General features: G+C 63.3%; 23 protein-coding genes. 16 read left to right on the top strand and 7 right to left on the bottom strand.

Annotated elements, in window-relative coordinates; translation table 11 throughout:
- Positions 1–48 precede the first annotated feature (48 nt).
- A complete protein-coding gene (locus tag VLT15_04925) occupies positions 49–1,308 on the bottom strand; it encodes a pyruvate carboxyltransferase (GenBank protein HSR44560.1) in 1,260 nt (419 codons plus the stop codon).
- 217 nt (positions 1,309–1,525) lie between these two features.
- Here VLT15_04925 and VLT15_04920 point away from each other — a divergent pair, with 217 nt between their 5' ends.
- Positions 1,526–2,203 (top strand): GntR family transcriptional regulator, encoded by a 678-nt coding sequence (locus VLT15_04920; protein ID HSR44559.1) that lies wholly within the window; start codon positions 1,526–1,528, stop codon positions 2,201–2,203.
- A 46-nt stretch (positions 2,204–2,249) separates the two neighbouring features.
- On the opposite strand, the gene VLT15_04915 is transcribed toward VLT15_04920, so the two are convergent.
- Complete coding sequence (locus VLT15_04915; protein HSR44558.1) at positions 2,250–2,462, bottom strand: cold shock domain-containing protein; 213 nt, start codon at positions 2,460–2,462, stop codon at positions 2,250–2,252.
- 9 nt (positions 2,463–2,471) lie between these two features.
- The gene (gene rpmB / locus VLT15_04910; GenBank protein HSR44557.1) at positions 2,472–2,660 is read right to left on the bottom strand and encodes a 50S ribosomal protein L28; all 189 of its coding nucleotides are present in this window, start codon (positions 2,658–2,660) and stop codon (positions 2,472–2,474) included.
- A gap of 94 nt (positions 2,661–2,754) precedes the next feature.
- Here rpmB and VLT15_04905 point away from each other — a divergent pair, with 94 nt between their 5' ends.
- The 14 genes from VLT15_04905 to VLT15_04840 all read left to right on the top strand — a co-directional run bounded on the left by VLT15_04905 (position 2,755) and on the right by VLT15_04840 (position 17,269).
- Positions 2,755–4,362, top strand: a complete 1,608-nt coding sequence (locus VLT15_04905; protein ID HSR44556.1) for a DAK2 domain-containing protein — start codon at positions 2,755–2,757, stop codon at positions 4,360–4,362.
- Entirely contained in the window at positions 4,359–6,989 is a 2,631-nt protein-coding gene (locus VLT15_04900; protein HSR44555.1) for an ATP-dependent DNA helicase RecG, read from the top strand. The genes VLT15_04905 and VLT15_04900 overlap by 4 nt, the downstream gene beginning before the upstream one ends.
- Before the next feature lie 262 nt (positions 6,990–7,251).
- Positions 7,252–7,794, top strand: coding sequence for a 16S rRNA (guanine(966)-N(2))-methyltransferase RsmD (rsmD, locus tag VLT15_04895; GenBank protein ID HSR44554.1), 543 nt, complete (start codon positions 7,252–7,254; stop codon positions 7,792–7,794).
- Positions 7,791–8,267: a pantetheine-phosphate adenylyltransferase gene (gene coaD / locus VLT15_04890; GenBank protein ID HSR44553.1), complete on the top strand. Its 477-nt coding sequence runs from the start codon at positions 7,791–7,793 to the stop codon at positions 8,265–8,267. Before rsmD ends, coaD begins: the two co-directional genes overlap by 4 nt.
- A complete protein-coding gene (locus VLT15_04885) occupies positions 8,264–8,791 on the top strand; it encodes a hypothetical protein (protein HSR44552.1) in 528 nt (175 codons plus the stop codon). Before coaD ends, VLT15_04885 begins: the two co-directional genes overlap by 4 nt.
- Positions 8,788–9,309, top strand: a complete 522-nt coding sequence (locus tag VLT15_04880) for a DUF177 domain-containing protein (GenBank protein ID HSR44551.1) — start codon at positions 8,788–8,790, stop codon at positions 9,307–9,309. The genes VLT15_04885 and VLT15_04880 overlap by 4 nt, the downstream gene beginning before the upstream one ends.
- A gap of 11 nt (positions 9,310–9,320) precedes the next feature.
- Complete coding sequence (gene rpmF / locus VLT15_04875; GenBank protein HSR44550.1) at positions 9,321–9,497, top strand: 50S ribosomal protein L32; 177 nt, start codon at positions 9,321–9,323, stop codon at positions 9,495–9,497.
- A gap of 10 nt (positions 9,498–9,507) precedes the next feature.
- Positions 9,508–10,479 (top strand): phosphate acyltransferase PlsX, encoded by a 972-nt coding sequence (plsX, locus tag VLT15_04870; protein ID HSR44549.1) that lies wholly within the window; start codon positions 9,508–9,510, stop codon positions 10,477–10,479.
- Positions 10,476–11,156: a ribonuclease III gene (gene rnc, locus VLT15_04865; GenBank protein HSR44548.1), complete on the top strand. Its 681-nt coding sequence runs from the start codon at positions 10,476–10,478 to the stop codon at positions 11,154–11,156. The genes plsX and rnc overlap by 4 nt, the downstream gene beginning before the upstream one ends.
- 66 nt (positions 11,157–11,222) lie before the next feature.
- On the top strand, positions 11,223–12,053 hold the full coding sequence (gene mutM, locus VLT15_04860; protein HSR44547.1) for a bifunctional DNA-formamidopyrimidine glycosylase/DNA-(apurinic or apyrimidinic site) lyase: 831 nt from the start codon (positions 11,223–11,225) through the stop codon (positions 12,051–12,053).
- Entirely contained in the window at positions 12,041–12,322 is a 282-nt protein-coding gene (locus VLT15_04855) for an acylphosphatase (protein HSR44546.1), read from the top strand. Before mutM ends, VLT15_04855 begins: the two co-directional genes overlap by 13 nt.
- A gap of 59 nt (positions 12,323–12,381) precedes the next feature.
- Entirely contained in the window at positions 12,382–15,840 is a 3,459-nt protein-coding gene (gene smc, locus VLT15_04850) for a chromosome segregation protein SMC (protein ID HSR44545.1), read from the top strand.
- Positions 15,841–15,851: 11 nt separating this feature from the next.
- Positions 15,852–16,880, top strand: coding sequence for a signal recognition particle-docking protein FtsY (gene ftsY, locus VLT15_04845; GenBank protein HSR44544.1), 1,029 nt, complete (start codon positions 15,852–15,854; stop codon positions 16,878–16,880).
- Complete coding sequence (locus tag VLT15_04840; GenBank protein ID HSR44543.1) at positions 16,877–17,269, top strand: cytidine deaminase; 393 nt, start codon at positions 16,877–16,879, stop codon at positions 17,267–17,269. The genes ftsY and VLT15_04840 overlap by 4 nt, the downstream gene beginning before the upstream one ends.
- Before the next feature lie 57 nt (positions 17,270–17,326).
- Here VLT15_04840 and VLT15_04835 read toward each other — a convergent pair whose 3' ends face one another.
- The 3 genes from VLT15_04835 to VLT15_04825 all read right to left on the bottom strand — a co-directional run bounded on the left by VLT15_04835 (position 17,327) and on the right by VLT15_04825 (position 19,979).
- Complete coding sequence (locus tag VLT15_04835) at positions 17,327–18,283, bottom strand: electron transfer flavoprotein subunit alpha/FixB family protein (GenBank protein ID HSR44542.1); 957 nt, start codon at positions 18,281–18,283, stop codon at positions 17,327–17,329.
- 1 nt (position 18,284) lies between these two features.
- A complete protein-coding gene (locus VLT15_04830) occupies positions 18,285–19,043 on the bottom strand; it encodes an electron transfer flavoprotein subunit beta/FixA family protein (GenBank protein HSR44541.1) in 759 nt (252 codons plus the stop codon).
- A 114-nt stretch (positions 19,044–19,157) separates the two neighbouring features.
- On the bottom strand, positions 19,158–19,979 hold the full coding sequence (locus tag VLT15_04825; GenBank protein HSR44540.1) for a purine-nucleoside phosphorylase: 822 nt from the start codon (positions 19,977–19,979) through the stop codon (positions 19,158–19,160).
- A 146-nt stretch (positions 19,980–20,125) separates the two neighbouring features.
- On the opposite strand from VLT15_04825, the gene VLT15_04820 reads away from it, so the two are divergent.
- Positions 20,126–21,448 (top strand): thymidine phosphorylase, encoded by a 1,323-nt coding sequence (locus VLT15_04820; protein HSR44539.1) that lies wholly within the window; start codon positions 20,126–20,128, stop codon positions 21,446–21,448.
- On the opposite strand, the gene VLT15_04815 is transcribed toward VLT15_04820, so the two are convergent.
- Positions 21,445–22,614, bottom strand: a complete 1,170-nt coding sequence (locus VLT15_04815) for a phosphopentomutase (protein ID HSR44538.1) — start codon at positions 22,612–22,614, stop codon at positions 21,445–21,447. The two genes, VLT15_04820 and VLT15_04815, sit on opposite strands and share 4 nt — an antisense overlap.

The following is a 22,614-nucleotide window of genomic DNA, read 5'->3' as shown; positions in this document are numbered from 1 at the left end:
TGCAATGCCGCGGCCGTGTTGGGTTTCGGGTTGCCCGCGGCGCCGTCGTTATACCCGGTCCGGCAGCACCTCGCGGACGATGTCGAGGAACTCGTCGTTGTCGAGCAGTCCCTTCTTGGCCAGCGACTTTCCCTTGACCTCGGAGAGGATGGCCTCGATCTGGGACGTCTCTGCGTCGTTGATCCCGTTCTTGCCCAGCCAGATGGCCACCGAGTCGAGGCCCGACCCTTTGCCGAGTACCGATTCGGGTTGAGGTTGTCCGACCAGTTCGGGCCGGTAGGGGAAGGGTTCGGTGAGATCGTCCCCGACGTTCTTGAGCCAGGTGGTGATGATTCCAGATTCGACGTTGAACAGTTTCTCGCCGGTCACCGGCCGGTTCGCCGGTTGGTGAACTCCCGAGAGTTCGGCCACCAGACGGGCAATCTCCGTGAACTTCTCCGTCTTGATCCCGAGGTCCATCCCGTACATCGTCAGGAGCGCCAGGACTGTTTCCTCTGTCGGGGCATTGCCTGCCCGCTCACCTATGCCGCTGACTGTGGTCTGCAGCACCGAGGCACCTTCCCCGGCTGCCAGGATCGTGTTGGCGACACCCATGCCGAAGTCCATGTGGAAGTGTGTTTCGACCGGAACCTTCAGTCGTTCCCTCACGCGACGTGTGTAGTAGGTGATGGCATGGGGCGAGCACACACCGAACGTGTCCACGAGACCTATGTTGTCCACGTAGCCGTTCGTCGCCACGGCCTCGAGATCGTCCAGCAGGTCCGTCATCGTGGCGCGGGTGGCGTCGATCGGGAAGAAGGTGACTTTCAAACCGTTCTCGTGTGCGAAGAGCGTCGACTCTATCGAAGCCTCGATTGCCCGTTCGAGCGGCCACCGGTAGGCCTTCTCGATCACATGGTGGCTCGCCGGCACCTCCATGATCACGCCGGAAACTCCGCACTCGAGTGCCAGTTCGACGTCGCTCACCATGCAACGGGAAAACGCATAGATCTCTGCGTCCAATCCTGCCGCCGCAATCCTCTTCACGGCCTCGGTGTCAGAAGGGGACACAGCCGGAAGGCCCGCCTCGATCCGGTGGATGCCTGCCTCCGACAGTGCTTCGGCGATCCGGACCTTCTCGTCGGCCGTGAACTCCACACCCGCTTGCTGTTCGCCGTCACGCAGGGTGACATCATGTATTTGAATCTTGTCCGGGAGTTGGAACGAATCCGTGACCTCCGGCAAGTAGTTCCATGGGCTGGAGAAGAACAGATCTGACTTCCAGGGACCCTCTGACATGATGCTCCTCGTTTCCGGCCGACGTTCCATCCTGCATCCTGTAGGATATCAGATCACTGAGTGTTGTGACCGGCCGCGATCACGATGTTCTACGGCGATTTAGCTTGGTTGAGCGAGGGCTCCGCTGGGTAGATCCGGGCACAGACGTTCGAATCGCGTTGCCCGGAACCTGTTCAGAGCATGCGGGTTTTGTGCGCGGAGACGGAATGGAAGGTATGGCAATGGGAAGAGTCGAAGGGAGCGTGGAGTGAAAGACTCGATGGAGCCCGTCGTGGCGAATGCCCGGTCGATTTCGGATGCTCGCCGCACTACTCATGAGCTCGTTCTCGAACTCATGCGCGACAAGATTCTCGCCGGCGAGCTTCCCTCCGGTTCCCGGCTCGTTCAATCCGACCTCGCGGAGATGATGGAGGTGAGCACTACTCCCGTGCGCGAAGCCCTGCGTGATCTCGCATCCGAAGGGCTGGTGAGATTCGATCCGCATCGCGGCGCAGTGGTCCAGGAGCTGAGCCTCCTGGAGTTCAAGGAGATCTACGAGGTCAGGATGCTCCTCGAGCCGATGGCGATCCGCAAGGCTGTCGAACGAGTCACCCCCGAGCACCTCGAACGTCTGGAGCGCCTTCACCAGCTAATGCTGGAGGAGACCAGCCCGGCACGCTGGGTTCAGTTCAACCGCGAGTTCCACATGGGAATCTACGAGACCAGCCTCTCACCGCGCATCGCCGGGATCATCCGGACCCTGCAAGATGCATCGGTGATGTACGTCGGGGTCGCCCTGGAAGCTCCAAGTCTGCTGAGCGAAGCCAATGAGGGTCATGGGGCAATCCTGACCGCGATTCAGAACCGTGACCCGGAAGCAGCAGCCGAGGCGACTCTCGGCCATCTCCGATCATCGATGAATGCCTTCGACAGCGTTCTCGGCTGATCGGCAGATGTTCCCCGACGGTCGCCGGCAGCGACCGGCGGACGCCTCAATACCCGTCGTGGCCGATGCGCACGTTGGTGACGAAACTCTTGTCTTCGTCTTCGACCAGGTCGAAGGTCACGCGCTGGCCCTGCCGCAGGAAACGAAACATGCTGCCTTCCAGTGAGCCGGGGCGCAGGTAGACCTCGTCTCGTTCGGGATCGAGGACGATGACGCCGGTTTGGGTGCCGGTGTCGTATGTCTTGACGACGCCCTGCATGATGGTCGGCTAGGCCTTCTCGACCTTGCCGGCTTTGAGGCAGGAGGTGCAGACCCGCACTCGTTTGGTGTTCGATCCGTGCTTGACGCGCACACGCTGGATATTGGGGGTCCAGCGGCGGTTGGAACGCTTGTGCGAGAAGGAGACCTTCCTGCCGAAGCTCGGTTCTTTGTTGCAGACTTCACAGCGATAGGACATCAGTAAACCTTTGGGGAACGGCGCCGGAGCTTAGCACCGGAGCGATCTGCCGGGAAACCGTATACTCGGCCGATCTGACCTTAGGGACTTTTCTATGCGGCTAAATGCCGGCCGCCTCAAGCGGATAATCGAACTCTACTACGACCGGCTCGGGGAGCATCGCGAAGCTCTCAACCGGCTGAACGTCTACCCGGTCCCGGACGGCGACACCGGTACGAACATGCGGCTCACCGTCGGGTCGGTGATCGATGCCATCGGTGATGCGGAGAGTATGGCCGAGGTATCACAGGCAATCGCCCACGGCTCTCTGATGGGCGCAAGAGGCAACAGCGGCGTGATCCTCTCGCAGATTCTCCGTGGCTTGTCCGATACATTCCGGTCTCGGTCGGATGTCGGCTCCGCCGATCTAGTCGAGGCACTCGACCTGGCTTCGGAGGCGGCCTATCAGGCAGTGTTGCGCCCGGTGGAAGGAACGATTCTGACCGTGCTCCGGGCGGCGGCGGAAGCTGCCGCAGATGCGGATCCTGCCGCCGAGGAGGATCTCAGCACATTGCTGGAGCGCGTCTACGAACGTGCCGAGCTGGCCTTGGAGCAGACTCCGGAACTGCTGCCGGTGCTCAAACAAGCAGGAGTGGTGGACGCCGGCGGCGCCGGATTGCTCCTCCTCATCGGCGCTTTCCTCGAAGAGGTGACGGGTACCGATGTGGTCTTTCCGGACCGGCTCTTCGTGGATGCGGTAGCGGCAGGAGCGGACAAACAGCGGGAGGAGAGTGATCTTCGCTATGAGGTCATGTTCTTCCTGGAAGCCGAGAGCGTTGACGGCTTTCGCGACGGTTGGGGTGAGCTTGGAGACTCGATTGTGGTCGTCGGAGGAGATGGCATGTGGAACTGCCACATTCACACCAACCACATCGGAGCGGCCATCGAGGCCGGAATCGATGTCGGGCGCGTTCGCGACATTCGTGTCACGGACCTCCTGGACCAGGTCGGCGAGAGTGCGTTTCACACACCCGGCTTCGAGCCGATCAGCGAGTACTTCAACGCCCCCGTCGCCGTCGTCCCGGTGGCAGCAGGGGATGGTATTGCCGAGTTGTTCCGGACGAACGGAGCATCCGGCATCGTGCAGGGCGGACAGACGATGAACCCCTCGACAGCCGACCTTCTCGAAGTGGTGGAAGCTCTGCCGGCAGGGACGGTGATCTTGCTGCCCAACAACAAGAACATCATTCCGGTGGCCGATCAGGTCGATGCGCACAGCACGAAGCGGGTCCACGTCGTTCCGACACGGTCGGTGCCGCAGGGACTGGCCGCAATGGTCTCTTTCATGCCCAATGCTCCCGACATCGACGCCTTGGTGGCCCGGATGAGAGCGGCAGCCGACTCGGTGATCACCGGTGAGGTCACGAGGGCGGTACGGAACGCGGTCGTCGATTTCGGCGAAATCCGCAAAGACGACTGGTTCGGCCTGGCCGACGGAGAGATCACATCTGCTTCTGAGTCTCTCGCACAAGCACTGGTCGGGTTGCTGGAGCATCTGGTCGATCCGGAACGAGAGCTGGTAACGCTCATCACCGGAGAAGGCGCGCTCGAGGAAGCCACCGAAGCCGCCGTGCGCTGGATTGCCGAGCAGCGTCCGGATGTCGAGATCGAGGTGGTCGTCGGTGGTCAACCGCTCTACCCCTACTATCTCTCCGTGGAGTGACTGGTCGAAGCCTCGCCTACCTGACGTCGGTCCCCGTCGAGCAAGTCAAGGGCTTGACGGGGAAGCGTGGTCAATCCCTGCGGAAGGCAGGTATCGCCTCTGTCACCGACCTCCTCTTGCACACTCCCAGGCGATACCTGGACCGCAGCACCGTCACTCCAATCGACTCGCTGCCTGTCGGCGAGGAGGTGACGGTCATGGGCCGGGTGGGCAGGGTGTCAACGCGTCGCCCGCGCCGCAACCTGACAATCGTCGAGGCTGACCTCGCCGATGAAACAGGAAGCCTCCGGTGCGTTTGGTTCAACCAGGCGTTTCGTGCTCGCCAGCTCACTGAGGGTGCCGAAGTTGCGGTGAGCGGCAAGCTCGAAGCGAGAAAGGGCAGACGGCAGATGAACAGCCCTGCCGTCGACATGCTGACCGGCGACCTCGAATCATTGGTGACGGGACGTGTCGTTCCGATCCACCCGTCGATCGGGGAAGTCGGACCCGGCCACATGCGCCGTGCCGTACACAATGCCCTGTTGCGCTCGAGACCGGTGCTCGATCCTTTGCCGGCGGACCTCGTCGTCCGCCTCGGCCTGATCGACCGCGACCTGGCCATAGCCGGCATGCACTTCCCGGAGACCATGGAGGACGTGCAGCCCGCCCGCCGCCGTCTGGTCTTCGATGAGCTGTTCCGCCTCGAAGTAGCGCTGGCTTTGAACAAACGCCGCATGATCGATCAAGCTCAGGGATTCAGCCATCGCGTCAACCCGCATCTCGTGCGCCGTCACATGTCGCTGGTGGCAACCCGGATGAAGCTGCAATGGATTGCGCACGAGGGCGCCTCAGGGGAGTTCATCGGTGAAATCGCGGCTTCTCTCGATGGGAACGTCGCCACGCTCCTTGCCTCGGCTTCGGGAGAAGTCGATGACGCCGCCAAGATCGAGTCCCTGGCCGGGCAGGTTCCCGACCTGGCCGATGCCCTTCTGGCGGTGGCGGCCGAGGGGCGAGGCGATGCCGAGGAGGTCCGCCGGATCGCGATGGCCGTCGGTGCTCTCCTGGATTCGGCGGAGAAGCTGGTGAGCAGTACCGGCGAACTGATGAGTGCAATGGAGAGGATGACCGGGAGCGGCCGGGCAAAGGGAATCTACCCGCCTGAAATCCGGCACCTCCTCTCCGGCGTGGATGCGAACGCGCCCGGCACCCGGCTGGCCGGGCGGGAGGCCAATCCACTGGCATCGGCGTTTGCCCACCACCTTCCGTTTCCGCCGACCAACGCCCAAATCCAGTCGGTCTACGACATTCTCAATGATCTGGCAGCTCCACACCCGATGCACCGGCTGTTGCAGGGCGAAGTTGGGTCGGGCAAGACGCTGGTGGCGGTGTTCGCTCTGTTGGCCGCCGTGGGCAGCGGCTATCAAACGGCGGTCATGGCACCTACCGAGGTGCTGGCCGTGCAGCACTTCCTGGGGATCTCGGGTCTCATCGAGTCGGCCGGAATGCAGCCGCCCACGAGCGACGGAACTGGGATGGATTCGCTGTTCGTGGAGGAACCGGGGGAACACCAGGTATCCATGGCGCTGCTCACCGCCAGTCATGCGGAAGTCAACTTCAGGCCGCGGGGAACAACGAAACGCGAAGAACTCGTCGGCTGGATAGGTGAAGGGAAGATCGACGTGGTGGTCGGCACCCATGCCTTGATACAGGAAGGCGTCCATTTCAACCGCCTCGGGTTGGCCGTCGTCGATGAGCAACACCGTTTCGGTGTCCATCAGCGGGTGCTCCTCAAGGAAAAGGCGGTAGACGTAGACCCCGATCTGTTGATCATGACCGCAACGCCGATCCCGCGTACGTTGTCCATGACCCTCTACGGCGATCTCGATGTCTCGGTGCTCGACGAGATGCCGCCCGGTCGGACACCTGTCGAGACGCGTGCCGTTGATCCGGCGGCTCTGTCGGGCGTGTACGAGGAGGTCCGGCAACAAGTCGCCCGGGGCCGGCAAGCCTTCTTCGTGTGCCCGCTGGTCGAGGACAGTCAGAAGATCGAAGCTGCCTCCGCCACCGTCGAGTACGAACGTCTCCAAGGCGTATTTCCCGATCTGCGGCTCGGGCTCCTGCACGGTCAGCTGCCGTCGAGGGAGAAGGAAGCCGTGATGAGGGGCTTCAGGGAAGGGCAGATCGACATCCTGGTGGCCACAACCGTCATAGAGGTCGGTATCGACATCCCGAACGCGACAATGATGGTCATACAGGACGCCGATCGATTCGGACTCAGCCAGCTTCACCAGTTGCGCGGCCGCGTCGGGCGAGGAGATCATGTCTCCTTCTGCATCCTCGTGGCCGACCCGACCACCGACGAGGGCGAAGCAAGGATCGCGGCAATGGTCTCCACGAACGACGGCTTCAGGCTGGCCGAAGAGGATCTGCGGATTCGAGGGCAGGGAACGGTGTTCGGTACCCGCCAGTCCGGGCTGGCCGATCTGAGACTCGCCGACATCCTCAAGGACACCGACACACTCATTGCGGCGCGGCGAGAGGCTTTCGATCTGGTCGCCCGCGATCCTGAACTAGTCGCACATCCGGAGATCAGAGAAGAGATCAGAGAGATGCTCGGGGACGCCGTCGAGTGGTTGTTCGTGTCCTGAGACAGGATGCCGGCCCGGACCCGTCCGGCCGATTCGAGCCGGCGAGCTGACGGTCCGGCCGGGCGCGCCCCCTTCTTCCGTTTCTCGATCGAATGCCGGTCGAGAACGAACAGCGACGGAGAGGGAGGAGACTCGCGGCGCGATGGTCGTCAACCAGCGACCGTTCCCACACCGACGAGTACGGCGCGCGTGACCATCCCATTGCAGGCACGGCTCTCGGCCAACGGAGGTTTGGATGTTCCGACAAGTAGCCTTGCCCCGCATGAGAATCATTGCCGGACAAGCGCGCGGCCGCCGGTTGCGTAGCCCCAGGGGAATGGCCACCAGGCCGATGATGGATCGCGCCCGGGAGGCCCTTTTCTCTTCGCTGGGCGAACTCATTCGGGCCGGCCGGGTGCTCGACCTGTACGCAGGCTCCGGTTCACTCGGTCTCGAGGCCCTCAGCAGGGGAGCCGCTTCGGCGGTATTCGTTGAGCAGGGACGACCCGCGCTCGAGGCCCTTCGGGAGAATATCGGGATGGTGGGGCTCGGGGGTCGAATCGTCGCCGAAGACGTCGTCAGATACCTCAAGTCAACGGGAGATCAGTTCGACCTGGTGTTCGTCGACCCGCCGTATGCACTGGATCTTGCTTCCGTAAGTGAGATACTGACACTCATCGCCGGTAGGATTCCTGTCGGAGGGACCGTCGTTCTTCACCGTCCCGACGGTGAAGCCGAGCCGGATGCGCCGGCCGGTCTGAGCAGGGTCGATACCCGCCGGTACGGAGGAACTCGCCTCTGGCGATACGAGAGGAAGATGCCTTGACCATTGCACTTTGCCCAGGCAGTTTCGATCCGCCGACCAACGGGCACGTGGATGTGATCCGGCGGTCCGTCGCCATCTTCGACGAGGTCTTGGTCGGCGTCATCGGCAATCCTTCCAAGAGCCCGATGTTCGGCGCCGAAGAGCGTGTGGATCTACTCCGGGAAGTCTTCCGCGACGTCGACCGGGTCAGCGTCGAGGCTTTCGACGGGCTCCTCGTCGACTTCGCCGTGGGAAGAGGGATCGATGTGATCGTCAAGGGGCTGCGCGGGGTCGCCGATTTCGACAGCGAACTCCGGATGGCGCAGATGAATCATCACCTGTCGGGACTCGAGACCTGTTTCGTCGCCACCAACCCTTCACATGGGTACATCTCCTCATCGCTCGTGAAAGAAGTGGCAAGATTGGGTGGAAACACCGACCGCCTGGTGCCTGCCGAAGTGCAGCGGGCGATCAACGCAAAGATGCCGCGATGAATGAGATTCCAGAAGACCGGGAAGTTGAGGAGATGGTCGAGCTTCCGGATCCGACAGGCGTGGTCGAGCTCCTGGATGGCCTCATCCGGGGTGTTGAACAGGCGCGGTCCGTTCCGCTCTCCGATCAGGTCCGGTTGGATCGAGAGGCAATGATCAGGGCGCTCCAGCAGGTCAAGGCCGAACTACCCGAGGAGTTACGGACGGCACGCTGGATGATTCGCGAGCGTGAGGCTTTCATCGCTCGGACTCAGGAGAAGGCCGCGCAGATCCGCCGCGAGGCCACAGAACGCGCAAGTGAACTCGTCAGCGATTCCCACGTTCTTGCCGAGGCCGTCGAAGAGGCAAACACGCTGGTCCGTCACGCCGAGGGGGATGCTCGTCGTATTCGCCTCGAGGCCGAGGACTTTGCCGAGGACCGGCTCCAGCATCTCGAGATACTCTTCGCCAACCTGCTCAAACAGATCCGGGAGGCCAGAGCCGAGTTCCATCGGGCGCGTCCCGCTCCACCAGAGGTACCTGAGTGAGTAGAGCTTCGGGTGACTCTGTTCCCTCGCCGTTCGTCGTCGCCGTTGGTGAACTGCGGCCCGGGGACCACCGCGAATACCGGGTTCAAGGCCATGTCGAGGTGAACCTCGACAGCGGGCAGGTCGATGACGACGTCCGGTTGACGTTGCGGGTTTCGGCCTTGTCCGACGGTGTCGTTGCCAACGGCAGAGCGACATTCCGAGCGACCCTTACCTGTCACCGCTGCCTATCCGAATGGGACGATGAACGGTCGGTCGATGTGATGCAGGTCTACCAGGCGGTGCCCGACGAAGACGGCCGCCGCCTCCAGTCCGACGGGACGATCGACCTCGAACCGGCAGTTCGAGACGAGGTCGTGCTGGACCTTCCGCTGGCCCCTCTCTGCCGGCCCGACTGCAAAGGACTTTGCACTGTGTGCGGAACCGACTTGAATACCAATCCGTGTTCCGGCCATACTGACGAGTCGGACCACCCACTTGCTGCCCTGCGGCAGCTGCTGGACCCTCAGGACACCTAAGGAGTGCGCCCATGGCGGTGCCCAAGAAGAAGATGTCGCGCTCTCGCACGCGGCGGCGGAAAGCTCAGTGGAAGCTGAATCGTACCGGCGCGTCGAATTGCCCGCAGTGCCACAGCCCCAAGCTGCCGCACCGCGCCTGCCCGAACTGCGGTACCTACCGCGGTCGCGAGATTATCGACACCGAATAGCCTGCCGACCATGGCCCGTGTAGCCCTCGACGCGATGGGGGGTGACAACGCCCCCGACGAAATAATCGCCGGTGGCGTAGCCGCGGCCGCGGCCGGCCATGAAGTGATTCTCGTCGGTGAACCTTCGATCATTGCCGATCGCTTGTCCGCGCTCGGAGCGGATCTCCCCGTGGTCGGGGCTCAACAACTGATCGAGATGCACGAGGATCCGGCGCGAGCCATCAGGGAGAAGCCGGATGCTTCGATCGCGGTGGCCGCGAGGCTGGTGAGAGCGGGCGAAGCCGACGCGCTGGTCTCCGCCGGTTCCACCGGAGCAACGCTGGCCGCCGCGGCAGTGTTTCTCCGGAGGCTGCCCGGTGTTTTGCGACCGGCGGTCGCTTCGATCTTTCCGACCCCGGGCAGTCACACGGTAGTCCTCGATTCCGGGGCCAATACCGAGTGCAAGCCGGAGCACCTGGTGCAGTTTGGCGTCATGGGTGCCGTGGTTGCAGAGCTCTACCTCGGAGTGCCGCGCCCGCGCGTCGGCCTCTTGAACATCGGCGAGGAGGAGGGCAAAGGCAGGGACCTGGAGAAGGCCGCCTACGAGTTGTTTCGCTCCACCAGTCTCAACTTCATCGGCAATGTGGAAGGCCGCGATCTCGCCTCAGATCGGGCCGACGTGTTCGTCACAGACGGTTTCACGGGCAATGTCCTTCTCAAGACAACCGAAGGCGCGGTGGAGTTCATTGCCGAGTTCTTCCGGTCCGCACTGATCAAGCTCCCTCCGGAAGAAGTGGCCGCCCTGGTCCCGGTCATGGCGGAGATCCGCAAGAGCATCGATCACGAAGAGCACGGTGGCGGGCACCTGTTGGGTACCCACGGTGTGGTGGTGATAGCGCACGGCTCATCTTCCAGAATCGCCATCGCCCATGCGGTCAGGATGGCGGCCGAAGGGGCTGCTCGAGATCTGGCCGGCCATGTAGCCAGGCGGATCAGCACTTGAAGGAGCTTCAGCAGCGCCTCGGGCATACCTTTCGCTCACCGGATCTGCTGGTGCATGCATTGACCCACCGATCGCTGGAGTCCGAACAGCCGGCCGAGCCCTCCAACGAACGACTCGAATTCCTCGGAGATGCCGTTCTCCAGCTGGTAGTCACCGATTTCCTCTTCTTCGAGTTTCCGCAACTGCAGGAAGGTCAGATGGCCAAGGTGCGGGCCGCCTGCGTCAACCGGTCCGAGCTGGCTCGAATCGCCCGACAGATCGAACTGGGTGCGGACATTCGGCTCGGCAGGGGAGAGGAGTCGACCGGTGGGCGCGAGAAGGCTTCGATACTCGCCGACGGTCTGGAAGCCATCCTGGCGGCGGTCTACCTGGATGCCGGAATGGAGGCGGCCCGCTCGGTGATCATCGAGCACTGGGAGCCGCTGATCCGGGAGAAGGCAGCGAGTCCCGGTCGCCTCGACTACAAGACGCGATTGCAGGAAGTGCTCGCCGCGCAGACGAAGACACCCGCGTATGAAGTCGACGGAGACGGCCCAGATCACGATCGCGTCTTCTCTGCGACCGTGATGGTCGACGGGGAGATCATCGGAGCCGGCAGCGGCCGCTCGAAGAAGGAAGCCGAGCAGGCCGCCGCCCAGCGAGCCCTCGAGTCTCTGCAGGAGCAACGGCAGCCGTAGCCCACCCCAACTTGCTTCGGTGAGCCCGTATCCTGCTACCTGCCAGCTGCCACCCGGAAACTCGATATGCCCGAACTTCCCGAAGTAGAGACCGTTCGTCGGTCGCTCGCTCCTGCTCTGGAGGGAGCAGTGGTCGTCGGTGTTCGGGCTGATCACCCGCGGATGACCCGTCGTCAACCGCGTCCGCGCGACTTTCGCGACCGCCTTCTCGGCCGGCGCGTCGATTCGGTGGGACGGCATGGCAAGTTCATGCTGATCGAAGTCGAAGGCGACCTCACCTGGGTCATCCATCTGGGAATGTCGGGCCGGATTCGTCTCGAGGCCGCCGGAAGCGATCGAATTCCTCATACGCACGTGGTCGTCGAGACCGACCGGAATCAGGAACTGCACTTCGTCGATCCGCGTACCTTCGGGTTCACCGCCGTCTTGACACCGGATGAGTTCGACGCACAGCCCTTTGCCCTGCTCGGCCCGGATGCATTGGACGATCTCCCGCGCTATCCCCAGCTGATCGCCCGGCTGGCGGACAGGACGGTTGCCATCAAGTCATTGCTGCTCGACCAGCGGTTCGTTGCCGGGCTGGGCAACATCTACGCAGATGAGGTACTCCATCGGGCGCGCATCCGTCCGGGCCGGGCGGCCGGGACGTTGACCAAGGAGGAGGTCCGTCTCTTGCGCGGCTCCATCGGCCCCGTCCTGCGTGCCGGGCTGCGGTTCGGCGGGACGAGCCTCAACGACCTCGCATATCTCTTGCCCGACGGCAGGGCGGGGGAGTATCTCGCACGTTTGAAGGTCTACGGACGCGCCGGTGAACACTGCGGGCGTGATGGAACAGCAATCGAGCGAACGGTGATCGGAGGAAGGAGCAGCTTCTGGTGTCCGACCTGTCAGATCTGACCGCCGTGCGGTTGGTCGTGTCCGGTCGCGTTCAGGGGGTTGGCTTCCGGGCGGGCACCGTCGAGGCGGCGCGGGAGGCCGGAGTTGACGGCTGGGTCCGCAACCTGGCCGACGGTCGTGTTGAGATCCATGCTCAGGGATCCGCGACGGCCGTCGAATCGTTTGCACGGTGGGTGCGGCGCGGTCCGCGCTGGGCGCGAGTCGGCGAAGTTGCGGAGAGAAGGGTCGACCCCGAGAAGGCCACGAGGGGCTTCGAAATTCGCTTGTAGCAAACGCTGGATCGCTTTCGGTCTGTGATAGCCTGCCGGAATCACAAAGGTGTAGTTCGTTGTATCTCAAGACGCTGAAGATAGTTGGATTCAAGTCGTTCGCCGATCGAACGCGCCTGGAACTCGAACCCGGCGTCACGGTCGTGGTCGGGCCCAACGGCTCGGGCAAATCCAATATCGTCGATGCGATCGCGTGGGTGATGGGCACCCAGTCGACTCGCACGTTGCGTACACAGAAGATGGAAGACGTCATCTTCGCCGGAACCGCCACCCGGCCGGCCCTCGGCAGAGCCGAGGTCACCCTCACCTTCGACAACCTGTCCCGTTCGCTGCCCCTCGACCTCGATGAGGTTTCGATAAGCCGCCGTCTGTACAGGGATGGTTCATCGGACTACGAGATCAACGGCGTCGACGTGCGCCTCCTCGATGTGCAGGAGTTGCTGTCCGACAGTGGCGTCGGCAGACATCAACACGTCATTGTCGGCCAGGGTCAACTCGATCAGATTCTCAACGCCAAACCCGAGGACCACAGGTCGGTCATCGAGGAGGCGGCCGGGGTGCTCAAGCATCGGTTGAGAAAGGACCGCGCCATCCGGCGTCTCGACGCCACCGATGCCGACCTTGTCCGTCTCAAGGACATACTCGGAGAACTCCAACGACAAATCCGGCCTCTCCGGCGTCAGGCCAGGGCGGCAGAGCGCTACCTGGTCGTTCGCGGCGAGGTGCGGGCACTTCGCCTCTACCTGGGTGGAGAGGACCTCCGTGCCATCAGCCGGAGATTGTCCGTCGTCGACGGCGAGCACGCCGAACTGGACAAATGGCTGGTCGAGGCCGGGGAAGAGGAGGCGAGGCTGTCTGCTTCTATCGGGCCGTTGACGGTCGCGGCAGGAGACACCGGTCGCAGGCTCGAGGAAGACACCGCGGCGGCGGCGCGGCTCGAAACGGCCGCCGAACGATTCCGGCGCATCGGTCAGGTGGCACACGAGCGACATCGCGCTCTCTCGCAACGTATCCAGGGGGCCGGCGAGCGGCGGCGGGATGTGCAAGAAGAAGCTAGGCAGATCCAGTCTGAACTGGCCAAGAGCTCCGACGAAGAACGGCGCGCCAGGGCCGAGGCCGACCGGGCAGAGCGGGCTCATCGAGAGTTCGAGGACGAAGAGCGCTCGCTTGCCGAACAGGAGCAGATGCCGACAGAGGGGGCGATCGCGGCGGTGCGCGGCGACCTCGGGTCGTTGAACGCCGCCGTTGTGAGAGACGAGCGTGAGGCCGATCAGGTCGGTCGTCGGCTCGAAGCACTCCATGCGCAGCTGGAAGCCGAGTCGATTGAGACAGACCGGCTCAAGAATGAGATCGAGCAGCACGATATCGACGCGACCGTGGCCCAGCAGAGCCACGAAATGGCCGTCGCAGACCGTCGCAACCAGCAGAAGATCTGGGAGAGCGCCGAATCCGACCTCCAGGAAGCTCGCCTGCTCGTTTCGGCGGCAGGTGCACGAGTAGAGGCTCTCGAAGCCGCAGCAGACGGCCTCGCCGACCCGCAAGCCCGGGACCGGGCGGCAGCTGCCTCGGGCGTGCGGGGGAGCGTCTCCATGGTTCTCGACGTACCGGATGGCTTCGCGGCCGCAGTCGATGCGGCATTAGGTGCCTGGAGCGATGCACTGGCTGTGAAATCCCCGGAGGCCGTAGAACAGGTCGTCGGAGATCTCAAGGCCCACGGTCTTGGAGGTGTTCCTCTCGTCACCTCCCGGTTCACCTCGGGCGATTTACCGGCAAGGCCCGTTGCGGCAGCATACGGCCTGCAGGTCCTCGTCGACATCCTGGGGCCGCAAGCCGATCGCGACCTGGCTGCGGCCCTTCTCGGCGATGTGATCGTCGCCGAGGGATGGTCGGCCGGATGGCAGATCGTTGCAAAGCACCCGGCCCTCCGGGTGGTCACTCCCGAGGGAGATCTGATCACCGCCGACGGCATCCGGGTGGCCCACCCCGATGGGGCCACGCCGGCCGTCCTCGAGCATGCGCGCGTAGCGCTCGAGGAGGCCGGGATTGCCCTGGCCCGGGCCGAGAGCAGGCACGTGGCAGCCCGCCGGGACTTCGAGATGACACGCGATGTCGAGCGCAAGGCGCTCGAGGCTTTGGAGCTCATCGAGACCGACCTCTCGGGAGCCACGGAAGCACTGGCCCGCCTCGAGCGCACGCGGAGCGCGGTTGTACACGAGATCGACCGGCTCGAGCAACGCCGATCCCTTCTGCTGGAGTCCGCGGCCGGGCGGGAGTCCCGGATCGCCGAGCTGCGAGGACGTCTGAATGCGCTGGAGGGCGAAGAGGCTGAACGCCAGCAGGCATGGGAGGAACTGGCCGAGCGCCGCAGGTTGGTTGCCGTGCAACGAGACGCCGCACGGGAGGAGAGACAGCAAGCCGCCTCCGAGCTGGGCGCGGTCGTCGAACGCCGCCGCTTGCTCGAGGACCGTCTGGTCTCGATACAGGGCGAGCTCCAGGATCTGATCGATCGCCCCGACGACCCGCAACGTCTCGAGGTGCTGGAGAAGGCTCAGGAAGGTGCCCGGCGCAGCCTTGCGGCCGTCCGGATGCACATAGCGACCCTGCGCGAGCGCCAGATCGAACTTCGTCGAGCTGCCGGCGAGGCCGGAGAGCGACTCACGGCAGCTCGCACCCTGCTCGACGAGATCCGGCTGTCGATCGCCGAGAGGAAGGAACTACGCGCCAGGCTCGACGTCGAATCCGCCGAGTTGAAGGTTCGTTTGGAGTCGGTGGCAGAGGCGTTGCGCCGCGACGTCGACGCTTCAGAGGAGCAAGCACTCGCCGCACCTGCTCCGGATGTCGAAGAAGGGACCAATCACAGGGAGCGGTTGGCTTCGCTCGAGGCCGAGTTGCGGAGGATGGGGACGATCAACCCGCTGGCTGCGGATGAGTATCAGGAACTCGAGGCGCGGCGATCTAATCTCCAGGAACAGTTGGATGATCTAGAGAGCAGCAGGAACGAACTCCGCAAGGTGATTGCCGCCCTCGATGAGGAGATCGTCGGCCTGTTCAAGACCGCTTTCGACGAGGTGGCGGCGGCCTACGAACAGCATTTCTCGGTGCTCTTCCCGGGAGGACGAGGCCGCCTCGTGCTGACGGAACCGGACGACCTGCTCGCCACCGGTGTCGATATCGAGGCTCAGCCGCTCGGCAAGAAAGTAGGCCGATTGTCGCTCTTGTCCGGTGGTGAGCGGTCGCTGGCCGCGCTGGCGTTTCTGTTCGCGGTGTTCAAAGCCCGTCCAAGCCCGTTCTACATCGTCGACGAGGTCGAAGCGGCCCTCGACGATGCCAATCTCCGTCGATTCCTGCGGCTGGTCGACGAGTTCCGTCGGACCGCCCAACTCGTGATCGTCACGCACCAGCAGCAGACCATGGAGGCTGCGGACATCCTCTACGGGGTAACGATGGAGCCGGGTGGCTCGTCGAAAGTCATCGCCAAACGGATGGTTGAATCTCCCGTGACGGTCTCTTCGTCGTAGAATCGTCCGTCATGGATCCCGTGCTTCTCATCGCCATCGCGGTCGCGCTTGCCATCGTATTGGGCGTGTTCGTTCTCCGCCGGCGTCGACGTGGCCTCGCGCAAGCCGGCACGCTGGAGATGACACGGCCCCGGCCGGACACAATCCCGGGAGCCGGGTCGCTTGCCGATCGTCTCGAGAAGACCCGACGAGCGCTGGGCGGTCGCCTGAAAGGCCTCTTCAATCGGGGACCGGTGGACGGGGAGTTCTGGGCCGGGCTGGAAGAGGCCCTCATCGCTGCGGATGTTGGTGTGCGAGCCACCGCGGAAGTGGTCGGACGGGTGCGTGCTTCCGATCCCGGTGAGGCAGTCGACGCCAGGCAGATCCTCCATGACGAACTGCTCGCCATCCTCGACGGTAAGGAGCGCGACCTCCATCTCGACGGTTCGCCCAGTGTGGTCGTCGTGGTCGGCGTGAACGGAGTCGGCAAGACGACCAGCATCGCCAAACTCGCCGCCCGGATCGAGGCGTCGGGTTCGACGGCGCTACTGGGAGCCGCGGACACATTCCGGGCGGCTGCCGACGCGCAGCTGAAGACCTGGGCGGACAGGGTCGGGGTCGAGATCGTCTCCGGGCAGGCTGGTGCCGATCCGGCAGCCGTGGCTTTCGACGCGTTTCAGGCAGCCAGGGCGCGCCGCCTGGACGTCGTCATCGTGGACACGGCCGGCCGGCTCCACTCCAAGCACAACCTCATGCAGGAACTGGGAAAAATTGTCCGCGTACTGGAACGAGAGGCCGGTTCGGTCGACGAGGTATTGCTGGTGCTCGACGCCACGACCGGACAAAACGGCCTTGCCCAGATCGAACAGTTCACCGAAGTTGTCGGGGTCACCGGGATAGTGCTCACGAAACTCGACGGCACCGCCAAGGGCGGCATCGTGGTGGCGATCGAGCAGGACTACGGTGTTCCGGTGAAGTTCATCGGCATAGGAGAGGGTGTGGAGGATTTGATCCCGTTTGAGCCCAGAGCGTTCGTCGATGCACTTCTGGCGGACGCATGAACGCGGCAGATCTCGCTGAGAGCGCTCGTGAGGCGGCTGAGAGGGCCTATGCCCCCTACAGTGGATTCCGGGTCGGCTCGGTGGTGGTTGCGGACGACGGGGCCGTTTACAGCGGCTCCAACGTCGAGAACGCAGCCTTCGGCTCTGCTATCTGTGCGGAGGGAGTTGCGATCAGCCATGCCGTCGCGTCCGGGGCCCGGAAGATCCCCACGGTCGCCGTTGCCTGCATTGACGCCGACTCCGTGGACGGGGCCTACCCGTGCGGCAACTGCCGCCAGTTGATGAACGAGTTCGGCGTCGAGAGGGTCATCGTCACAGCCGGTTCAGGACAGTTACGCGAACACACTCTCGACGAACTGCTCCCCTACGGATTCAAGCTGGAGAGTTAGAACGCGACTGAGCCTCCTCGCCTGAGGAGGCTCAGTGCCAATCGACGGCCGGCCGGGCTAGCGGTTGCCGAGTGCTTCGATGAGTTTCGGCAGGACCTTGTGCAGGTCGCCGACCACGCCGAGATCAGACACCCCGAAGATCGGGGCTTCCTCGTCTTTGTTGATGGCGATGATGACTTTGGAGTCCTTCATCCCCACCAGATGCTGCATCGCCCCCGAGACACCGGCCGCGATGTACACATCCGGTTTGACCGTTTTGCCGGTCTGGCCGACCTGCTTGGAATAGGGGACCCACCCCGCATCGACGATCGCCCGTGTCGCGGCCGTGGCGGCGCCGAGCTTGGAGGCAAGCTCTTCTATTACCGCGAACCCCTCTTCCGTCCCGATTCCCCGACCTGCTGCAACCACGATGGCAGCGTCTTCGAGCTTCGGTCCCTCGAGATGCTCGGTGTGGCTCGCCGTCACGATCGCCGAACCGGCGTGGCCGATGTCCGGCAGCGACACCGTTTCGATTTCGGGTGCACCGCCGCCGGAGGGCTCAGCGGGGAAGGACTTCGGGCGGGCGATGACCAGGTACGGCGGATCGTTCTCGAAGACGGCATCGACGAGTGTCGTCCCGCCGAGGATCTCATTGGTGACGGTCACCGTTCCGCCTTCCACCGAGATATCGGTGGCGTTCGACAAGATGGTCTTGTTCATACGGGCGCTGAGGCGCCCGGCCACATCGCGGCCCGTATAGGTGAGGCCGAAGAGGATCAGGTCGGGGGAGTGGCTGCCTGCCAGGTCTGCGAGGGCCGCGGCCGCCGCGGCGGTGGGCAGAGCATCGGAAGGAGTCATGTGGAACACCTTGGCGGCTCCGTGCGCGCCGAGTACGGCGAGGTTCTCCTCCGATCCCTTTCCGAGGAAAACGGCGGCCAGTTCGCCGCCGAAACCTCTCGCTTTGGTCAGTAACTCGAGCCCGACGGTTGCAGGTCCCTCTTCAGTTTCTTCAACAAAGACCCAGGTTCTGGTCATGTCAGATCACCTTTGCCTGTTCGAGCAATGCCACGATTCTCAGATGAGCCTCGCCGTCATCTTCAATCACTTCTCCCGAGGCTCTCTCAGGTGCCGGGCGGACGGCCACGATCTTCTGCCGGGTGGTCACTCCAACACCCAGGTCTTGCGCCGTCAACGTCTCCACGGGCTTGGACTTCGCCTGCATGATTCCCTTGAAGGTCGGGTAGCGGGGCTCCACCACTCCCGCCGTGACGCTCACCAGGGCAGGGGCGGGCGCCTCGACTTCGTCGTATCCGGTCTGCGTCTGGCGCTCGATACGAACCGTGGCGCCTTCTACGGAGACCTTCTTGGCGAAGGTCAGGGCGGGTACACCCAGCAACTCGGCGAGTTGCTGCGGCAGGATCCCGGCGTAGCCGTCGGTCGACTCGGTCCCGGCTATGACGAGATCGAACCCTTCCCGTTTGATGGCGGCCGCCAGAATCCCGGCGGTGGCCAGTGAATCAGATCCCTGCAGGGTTCCGTCGTCGACGACGACGGCTTTGTCGGCTCCCATGGCGAGAGCCTGGCGGATTCCTTGTAGGTTCCCGCCGGGTCCCATCGACACCAGTGTGACCGTCCCCTCGGTTTGCTCTGCGAGTTGCAGCCCCATCTCAACTCCGTAGCGGTCGGTGTCGTCCAGCACCTGATCTGTGGGACGGACCACGAAATGCGTATCCGGATCGAGATCGTATGGGGAGGCCGGGTCGGGAATCTGCTTGACGCAGACGGCGACTCTCATTCGACGCTCCTTCGCGTATATGACTAGTGAACCGATGCTAACAATTGCTCACACCGGATCGACAATTGGACTCCCGAAGATGCTCAAAGGCGGGGGCGGCCGCGGAGCGCCCGCTCAAGCCAGACGAGGGAGGAGAGCGTCGATCAGCCGTGTGAAACGTTCGCGAGCTGCGTCCGCCGTCTCCTGCACTTCGGCATGAGACAGTGGCACGGGAGAGATGCCGGCGGCCAGGTTGGTCACTAATGAGATGGCGATGACCCTGGCGCCCATATGCCGGGCCGCGATCGTCTCCGGAACCGTCGACATGCCGACCAGGTCGGCACCGAGTCTCTTCGCCATCTGAACCTCGGCGGGCGTTTCGTATGTTGGTCCTGTGAACCAGGCATATACACCTTCGCGGAGCTCAACGTCGACCGTTTGGGCAACGTCGCTGGCCAAACGGCGCAGATCTGGATCGTATGCAGCGCTTAGATCAGGAAAGCGGGTTCCGAGTCGGTCATCATTCGGTCCGAACAGTGGGTTCTGTCCTGTGAGGTTGAGATGATCTCGGATCAGTGCGAGGTCGCCAGGTTCGAGCCCTTCGCCGCAGCCTCCACTGGCGTTAGTGAGCAGAATGGTATCGGCTCCATTGGCGATAACGGATCGGACTGCGAACACCACTTGATCGATTGCATGCCCTTCGTAGAGGTGCGCTCGGCCGGCCAGAAGGAGAACCGGAACACCCTCCAGTTCCACCGAATAGGCGGTTCCGGCGTGGCCCGCAACTTGCGGAACCGGAAAGCCCGGGATCTCCCGGTATGGAATAGCAACAGCGTTCGGTAGGCCGGCGGCATAACTGCTGAAGCCCGAACCCAGTACTGCGCCAACCTGGTGCCTCCCTCGTCCGCTGAGCTCGCCAATGGCTTTGGCTGCATTCTGAATCTCGCCGAAGTTCATCATTCTGCCAGTCGTTGACGACTGGGGAGTATCGACGGGTGGCCGGCAAATGTCCATAAGAGTCGGGTCGTGGAGACGGTCGACTCGACGGCCTAGTGTTCTGATGTCTGACGAAAGACGCTCAGGTTCTACCGAGGAGAGTCGAAATGGCCTTCAGCTTCCGGCAACTCATCGAGCGTAAGCGTGATGGTGGGATCCTGCGGAGCGAGGAAATCCGCTGGTTGATCGCCGAGTACTCGAAAGGCCAGATCCCGGACTACCAGATGGCCGCCATGCTCATGGCCGTCTTCAAGGAAGGTCTTGACGGCCCAGAGCTCGATGTCTGGACCGATGCCATGCTTCACTCGGGCGAGGTCCTGGATCTATCCCATATCGATGCACCAAAAGTCGACAAACACTCGACGGGCGGCGTGGGTGACAAGGTGAGCATTCCTCTGGCACCGATGGTGGCAGCCTGCGGAGTGGCGGTGCCCATGATGAGTGGCCGAGGTCTCGGTCACACCGGCGGAACGGTCGACAAGCTAGAAACGATCCCGGGCTTCCGAACACGATTGTCGCCGCAGGAGTTTATTGCTGTCGTGGAAAAGACCGGGCTGGTGCTCGCCGGCCAGTCCGGGACTCTGGCACCCGCCGATGGGGCGATCTACGCGTTGCGGGATGCAACGGGATCGGTTCCTTCGATTCCACTGATCGCCTCATCCATCATGTCCAAGAAGCTTGCCGTCGGTTTGGGTGCATTGGTGCTCGATGTCAAGGTCGGGCGCGGAGCATTCATGAAGGAACTGGATCAGGCCCGCCTTCTCGCCGAGACGATGGTTGGTATCGGAGAGGCACGGGGTACGCCCGTGGTAGCGGTCTTGACCGACATGAATCAGCCACTGGGGCGGATGGTCGGAAATGCCAACGAGATTGCAGAATCGGTAGAGGTGCTGCATGGGGGCGGACCGCGCGACCTTGTTGAAGTCGTCTATCGCTTGGCTGAGGAGATGCTGCTGTTGGCCGAAATCGAAGCCACCCGGGCCGATGCCAGGCTCCGCCTCGAGAGAGCGGTGTCGTCGGGTGCGGCATTCGAGAAATTCGAACAGGTTGTGTTGGCCCAAGGCGGCGATCCTGCAGTGCTCCACGACACGTCACTCCTTGCGCACGCGAAGAACGAGCACGTGGTGCTCGCTACTCATGCCGGGTATGTGGTGCGCATCGACGCGTTTGATATCGGGATGGCTGCTCTCCGGCTCGGTGCCGGACGCGAGCGGAAGGAAGACGACATCGACCCGGGTGTCGGTCTGGCCATCGAGGTAAAGGTCGGAGATGAGGTCAACGCCGGGCAGGTGCTGGCCCGCATCTACTGGAACGAGGAAGCCAGGCTGGCCGACACTCTTCCCATGACCGAAGGTGCGTTCGAGATTTCGGAGCAGCGGGGAACACCTCTGGTATACGGCGAGGTCCGTTCGGGGGGCGTGGCCGTCTAGCTGATCTCCTCGAGGAACGAGGTTCCGGCGGCGGGGAGGGGGATCCCGAAACCATCGCAAATGGTGGCGGCGACGTCGGCGTAGGTCGAGCGATTACCGAGATCCACCCCGGCGGCGTTGAGGCCTGCGACGAGAAGCGGAACGTATTCTCGCGTGTGGTCGGTGCTTCCGTCGGTCGGGTCGTTTCCATGATCCGCAGCAAACACGAGAACGTCGTTGGAACCGAGTGAAGCGCTGAGCTCTGGTAGGAAGCTGTCGATGACCTGGAGGCCTTCTGCGTATCCTGCCGGATTCTCACGGTGTCCATAGACCATGTCGAGGTCGACCAGGTTGACCATGATCAAACCGCGAGCCATCTCCTCGAGGGCCCGGAGCGTGTGTTCGAGTCCATCTGTATCTCCCTCTGTGTGAACGGCCCGATCGAGGCCGCGACCGGTGAAGAGATCCTCGATCTTGCCGATTCCGAGAGTGGGGATACCGTGCTCCTGAGCAATGTCCAGCATTGTCGAGGCGTGGGGTGGCAGCGCGAAGTCCTGTCGTTCGTAGGTCCGCCGGAATGCTCCAGGTTCGCCTTCGAAGGGACGGGCGATGATCCGTCCGATGCGGTAGTCGTTGCAGTGTTTGCGGGCGATCCTGCATACCCGGTAGAGCTCCTCGAGAGGGACAACGTCCTTGTGGGCGGCGATCTGGAACACAGAGTCGGCCGACGTGTAGAGGATCAGTTTCCCGGTCTCCATATGCCTGGGCCCCAGGTCCTCGATGATTTCGGTGCCGGATGCGGCGTAGTTGCCGAAGAACTTGTGTCCGGATTCCTCTTCGATTCCTTCGACCAGCGCCGTTGGGAACCCCGTGTCTGTGAACGTGGCGTCGGCTTCCTCGGTTATGACTCCGGCGATCTCCCAGTGGCCCGTCGTGGAATCCTTGCCGGCGCTGGCCTCGGCCAACCGCCCGAAGCCCATCGTCGGTCGGTAAACCGCAGGAACACCGAGCAAGTTGCCGTGCAGGTTGCCCAGTCCCGCGGTTTGGAAGTTGGGGAGATCGAGGCCGCCGACGGCCTGTGCTGTGTGGCCGAGCGTGTCGGAACCCTGATCACCGTAGTCGGGTGCGTCGGGGGCCTCGCCCGCCCCGCAGGAATCCATCACAATGACGATCGCTCGATCCAGCAC

It is taken from the genome of Acidimicrobiia bacterium (assembly GCA_035471805.1).
GTDB lineage: Bacteria > Actinomycetota > Acidimicrobiia > Spongiisociales > JAHEDJ01 > JAHEDJ01.
The sequence above is the reverse complement of the archived record's forward strand: the minus strand, read 5'-3'. Positions and strand labels throughout refer to the sequence as shown.

Excerpts from the sequence above, each read along its gene's own strand:
- VLT15_04925 (HSR44560.1), bottom strand. The coding sequence starts at position 1,308 with ATGGAACGTCGGCCGGAAACGAGGAGCATCATGTCAGAGGGTCCCTGG.
- rpmF (HSR44550.1), top strand. The coding sequence starts at position 9,321 with ATGGCGGTGCCCAAGAAGAAGATGTCGCGCTCTCGCACGCGGCGGCGG.
- plsX (HSR44549.1), top strand. The coding sequence starts at position 9,508 with ATGGCCCGTGTAGCCCTCGACGCGATGGGGGGTGACAACGCCCCCGAC.
- VLT15_04885 (HSR44552.1), top strand. The coding sequence starts at position 8,264 with ATGAATGAGATTCCAGAAGACCGGGAAGTTGAGGAGATGGTCGAGCTT.
- rsmD (HSR44554.1), top strand. The coding sequence starts at position 7,252 with ATGAGAATCATTGCCGGACAAGCGCGCGGCCGCCGGTTGCGTAGCCCC.
- VLT15_04835 (HSR44542.1), bottom strand. The coding sequence starts at position 18,283 with ATGACCAGAACCTGGGTCTTTGTTGAAGAAACTGAAGAGGGACCTGCA.
- VLT15_04830 (HSR44541.1), bottom strand. The coding sequence starts at position 19,043 with ATGAGAGTCGCCGTCTGCGTCAAGCAGATTCCCGACCCGGCCTCCCCA.
- VLT15_04905 (HSR44556.1), top strand. The coding sequence starts at position 2,755 with ATGCGGCTAAATGCCGGCCGCCTCAAGCGGATAATCGAACTCTACTAC.
- rpmB (HSR44557.1), bottom strand. The coding sequence starts at position 2,660 with ATGTCCTATCGCTGTGAAGTCTGCAACAAAGAACCGAGCTTCGGCAGG.
- ftsY (HSR44544.1), top strand. The coding sequence starts at position 15,852 with ATGGATCCCGTGCTTCTCATCGCCATCGCGGTCGCGCTTGCCATCGTA.
- VLT15_04915 (HSR44558.1), bottom strand. The coding sequence starts at position 2,462 with ATGCAGGGCGTCGTCAAGACATACGACACCGGCACCCAAACCGGCGTC.
- VLT15_04840 (HSR44543.1), top strand. The coding sequence starts at position 16,877 with ATGAACGCGGCAGATCTCGCTGAGAGCGCTCGTGAGGCGGCTGAGAGG.
- VLT15_04825 (HSR44540.1), bottom strand. The coding sequence starts at position 19,979 with ATGAACTTCGGCGAGATTCAGAATGCAGCCAAAGCCATTGGCGAGCTC.
- VLT15_04820 (HSR44539.1), top strand. The coding sequence starts at position 20,126 with ATGGCCTTCAGCTTCCGGCAACTCATCGAGCGTAAGCGTGATGGTGGG.
- mutM (HSR44547.1), top strand. The coding sequence starts at position 11,223 with ATGCCCGAACTTCCCGAAGTAGAGACCGTTCGTCGGTCGCTCGCTCCT.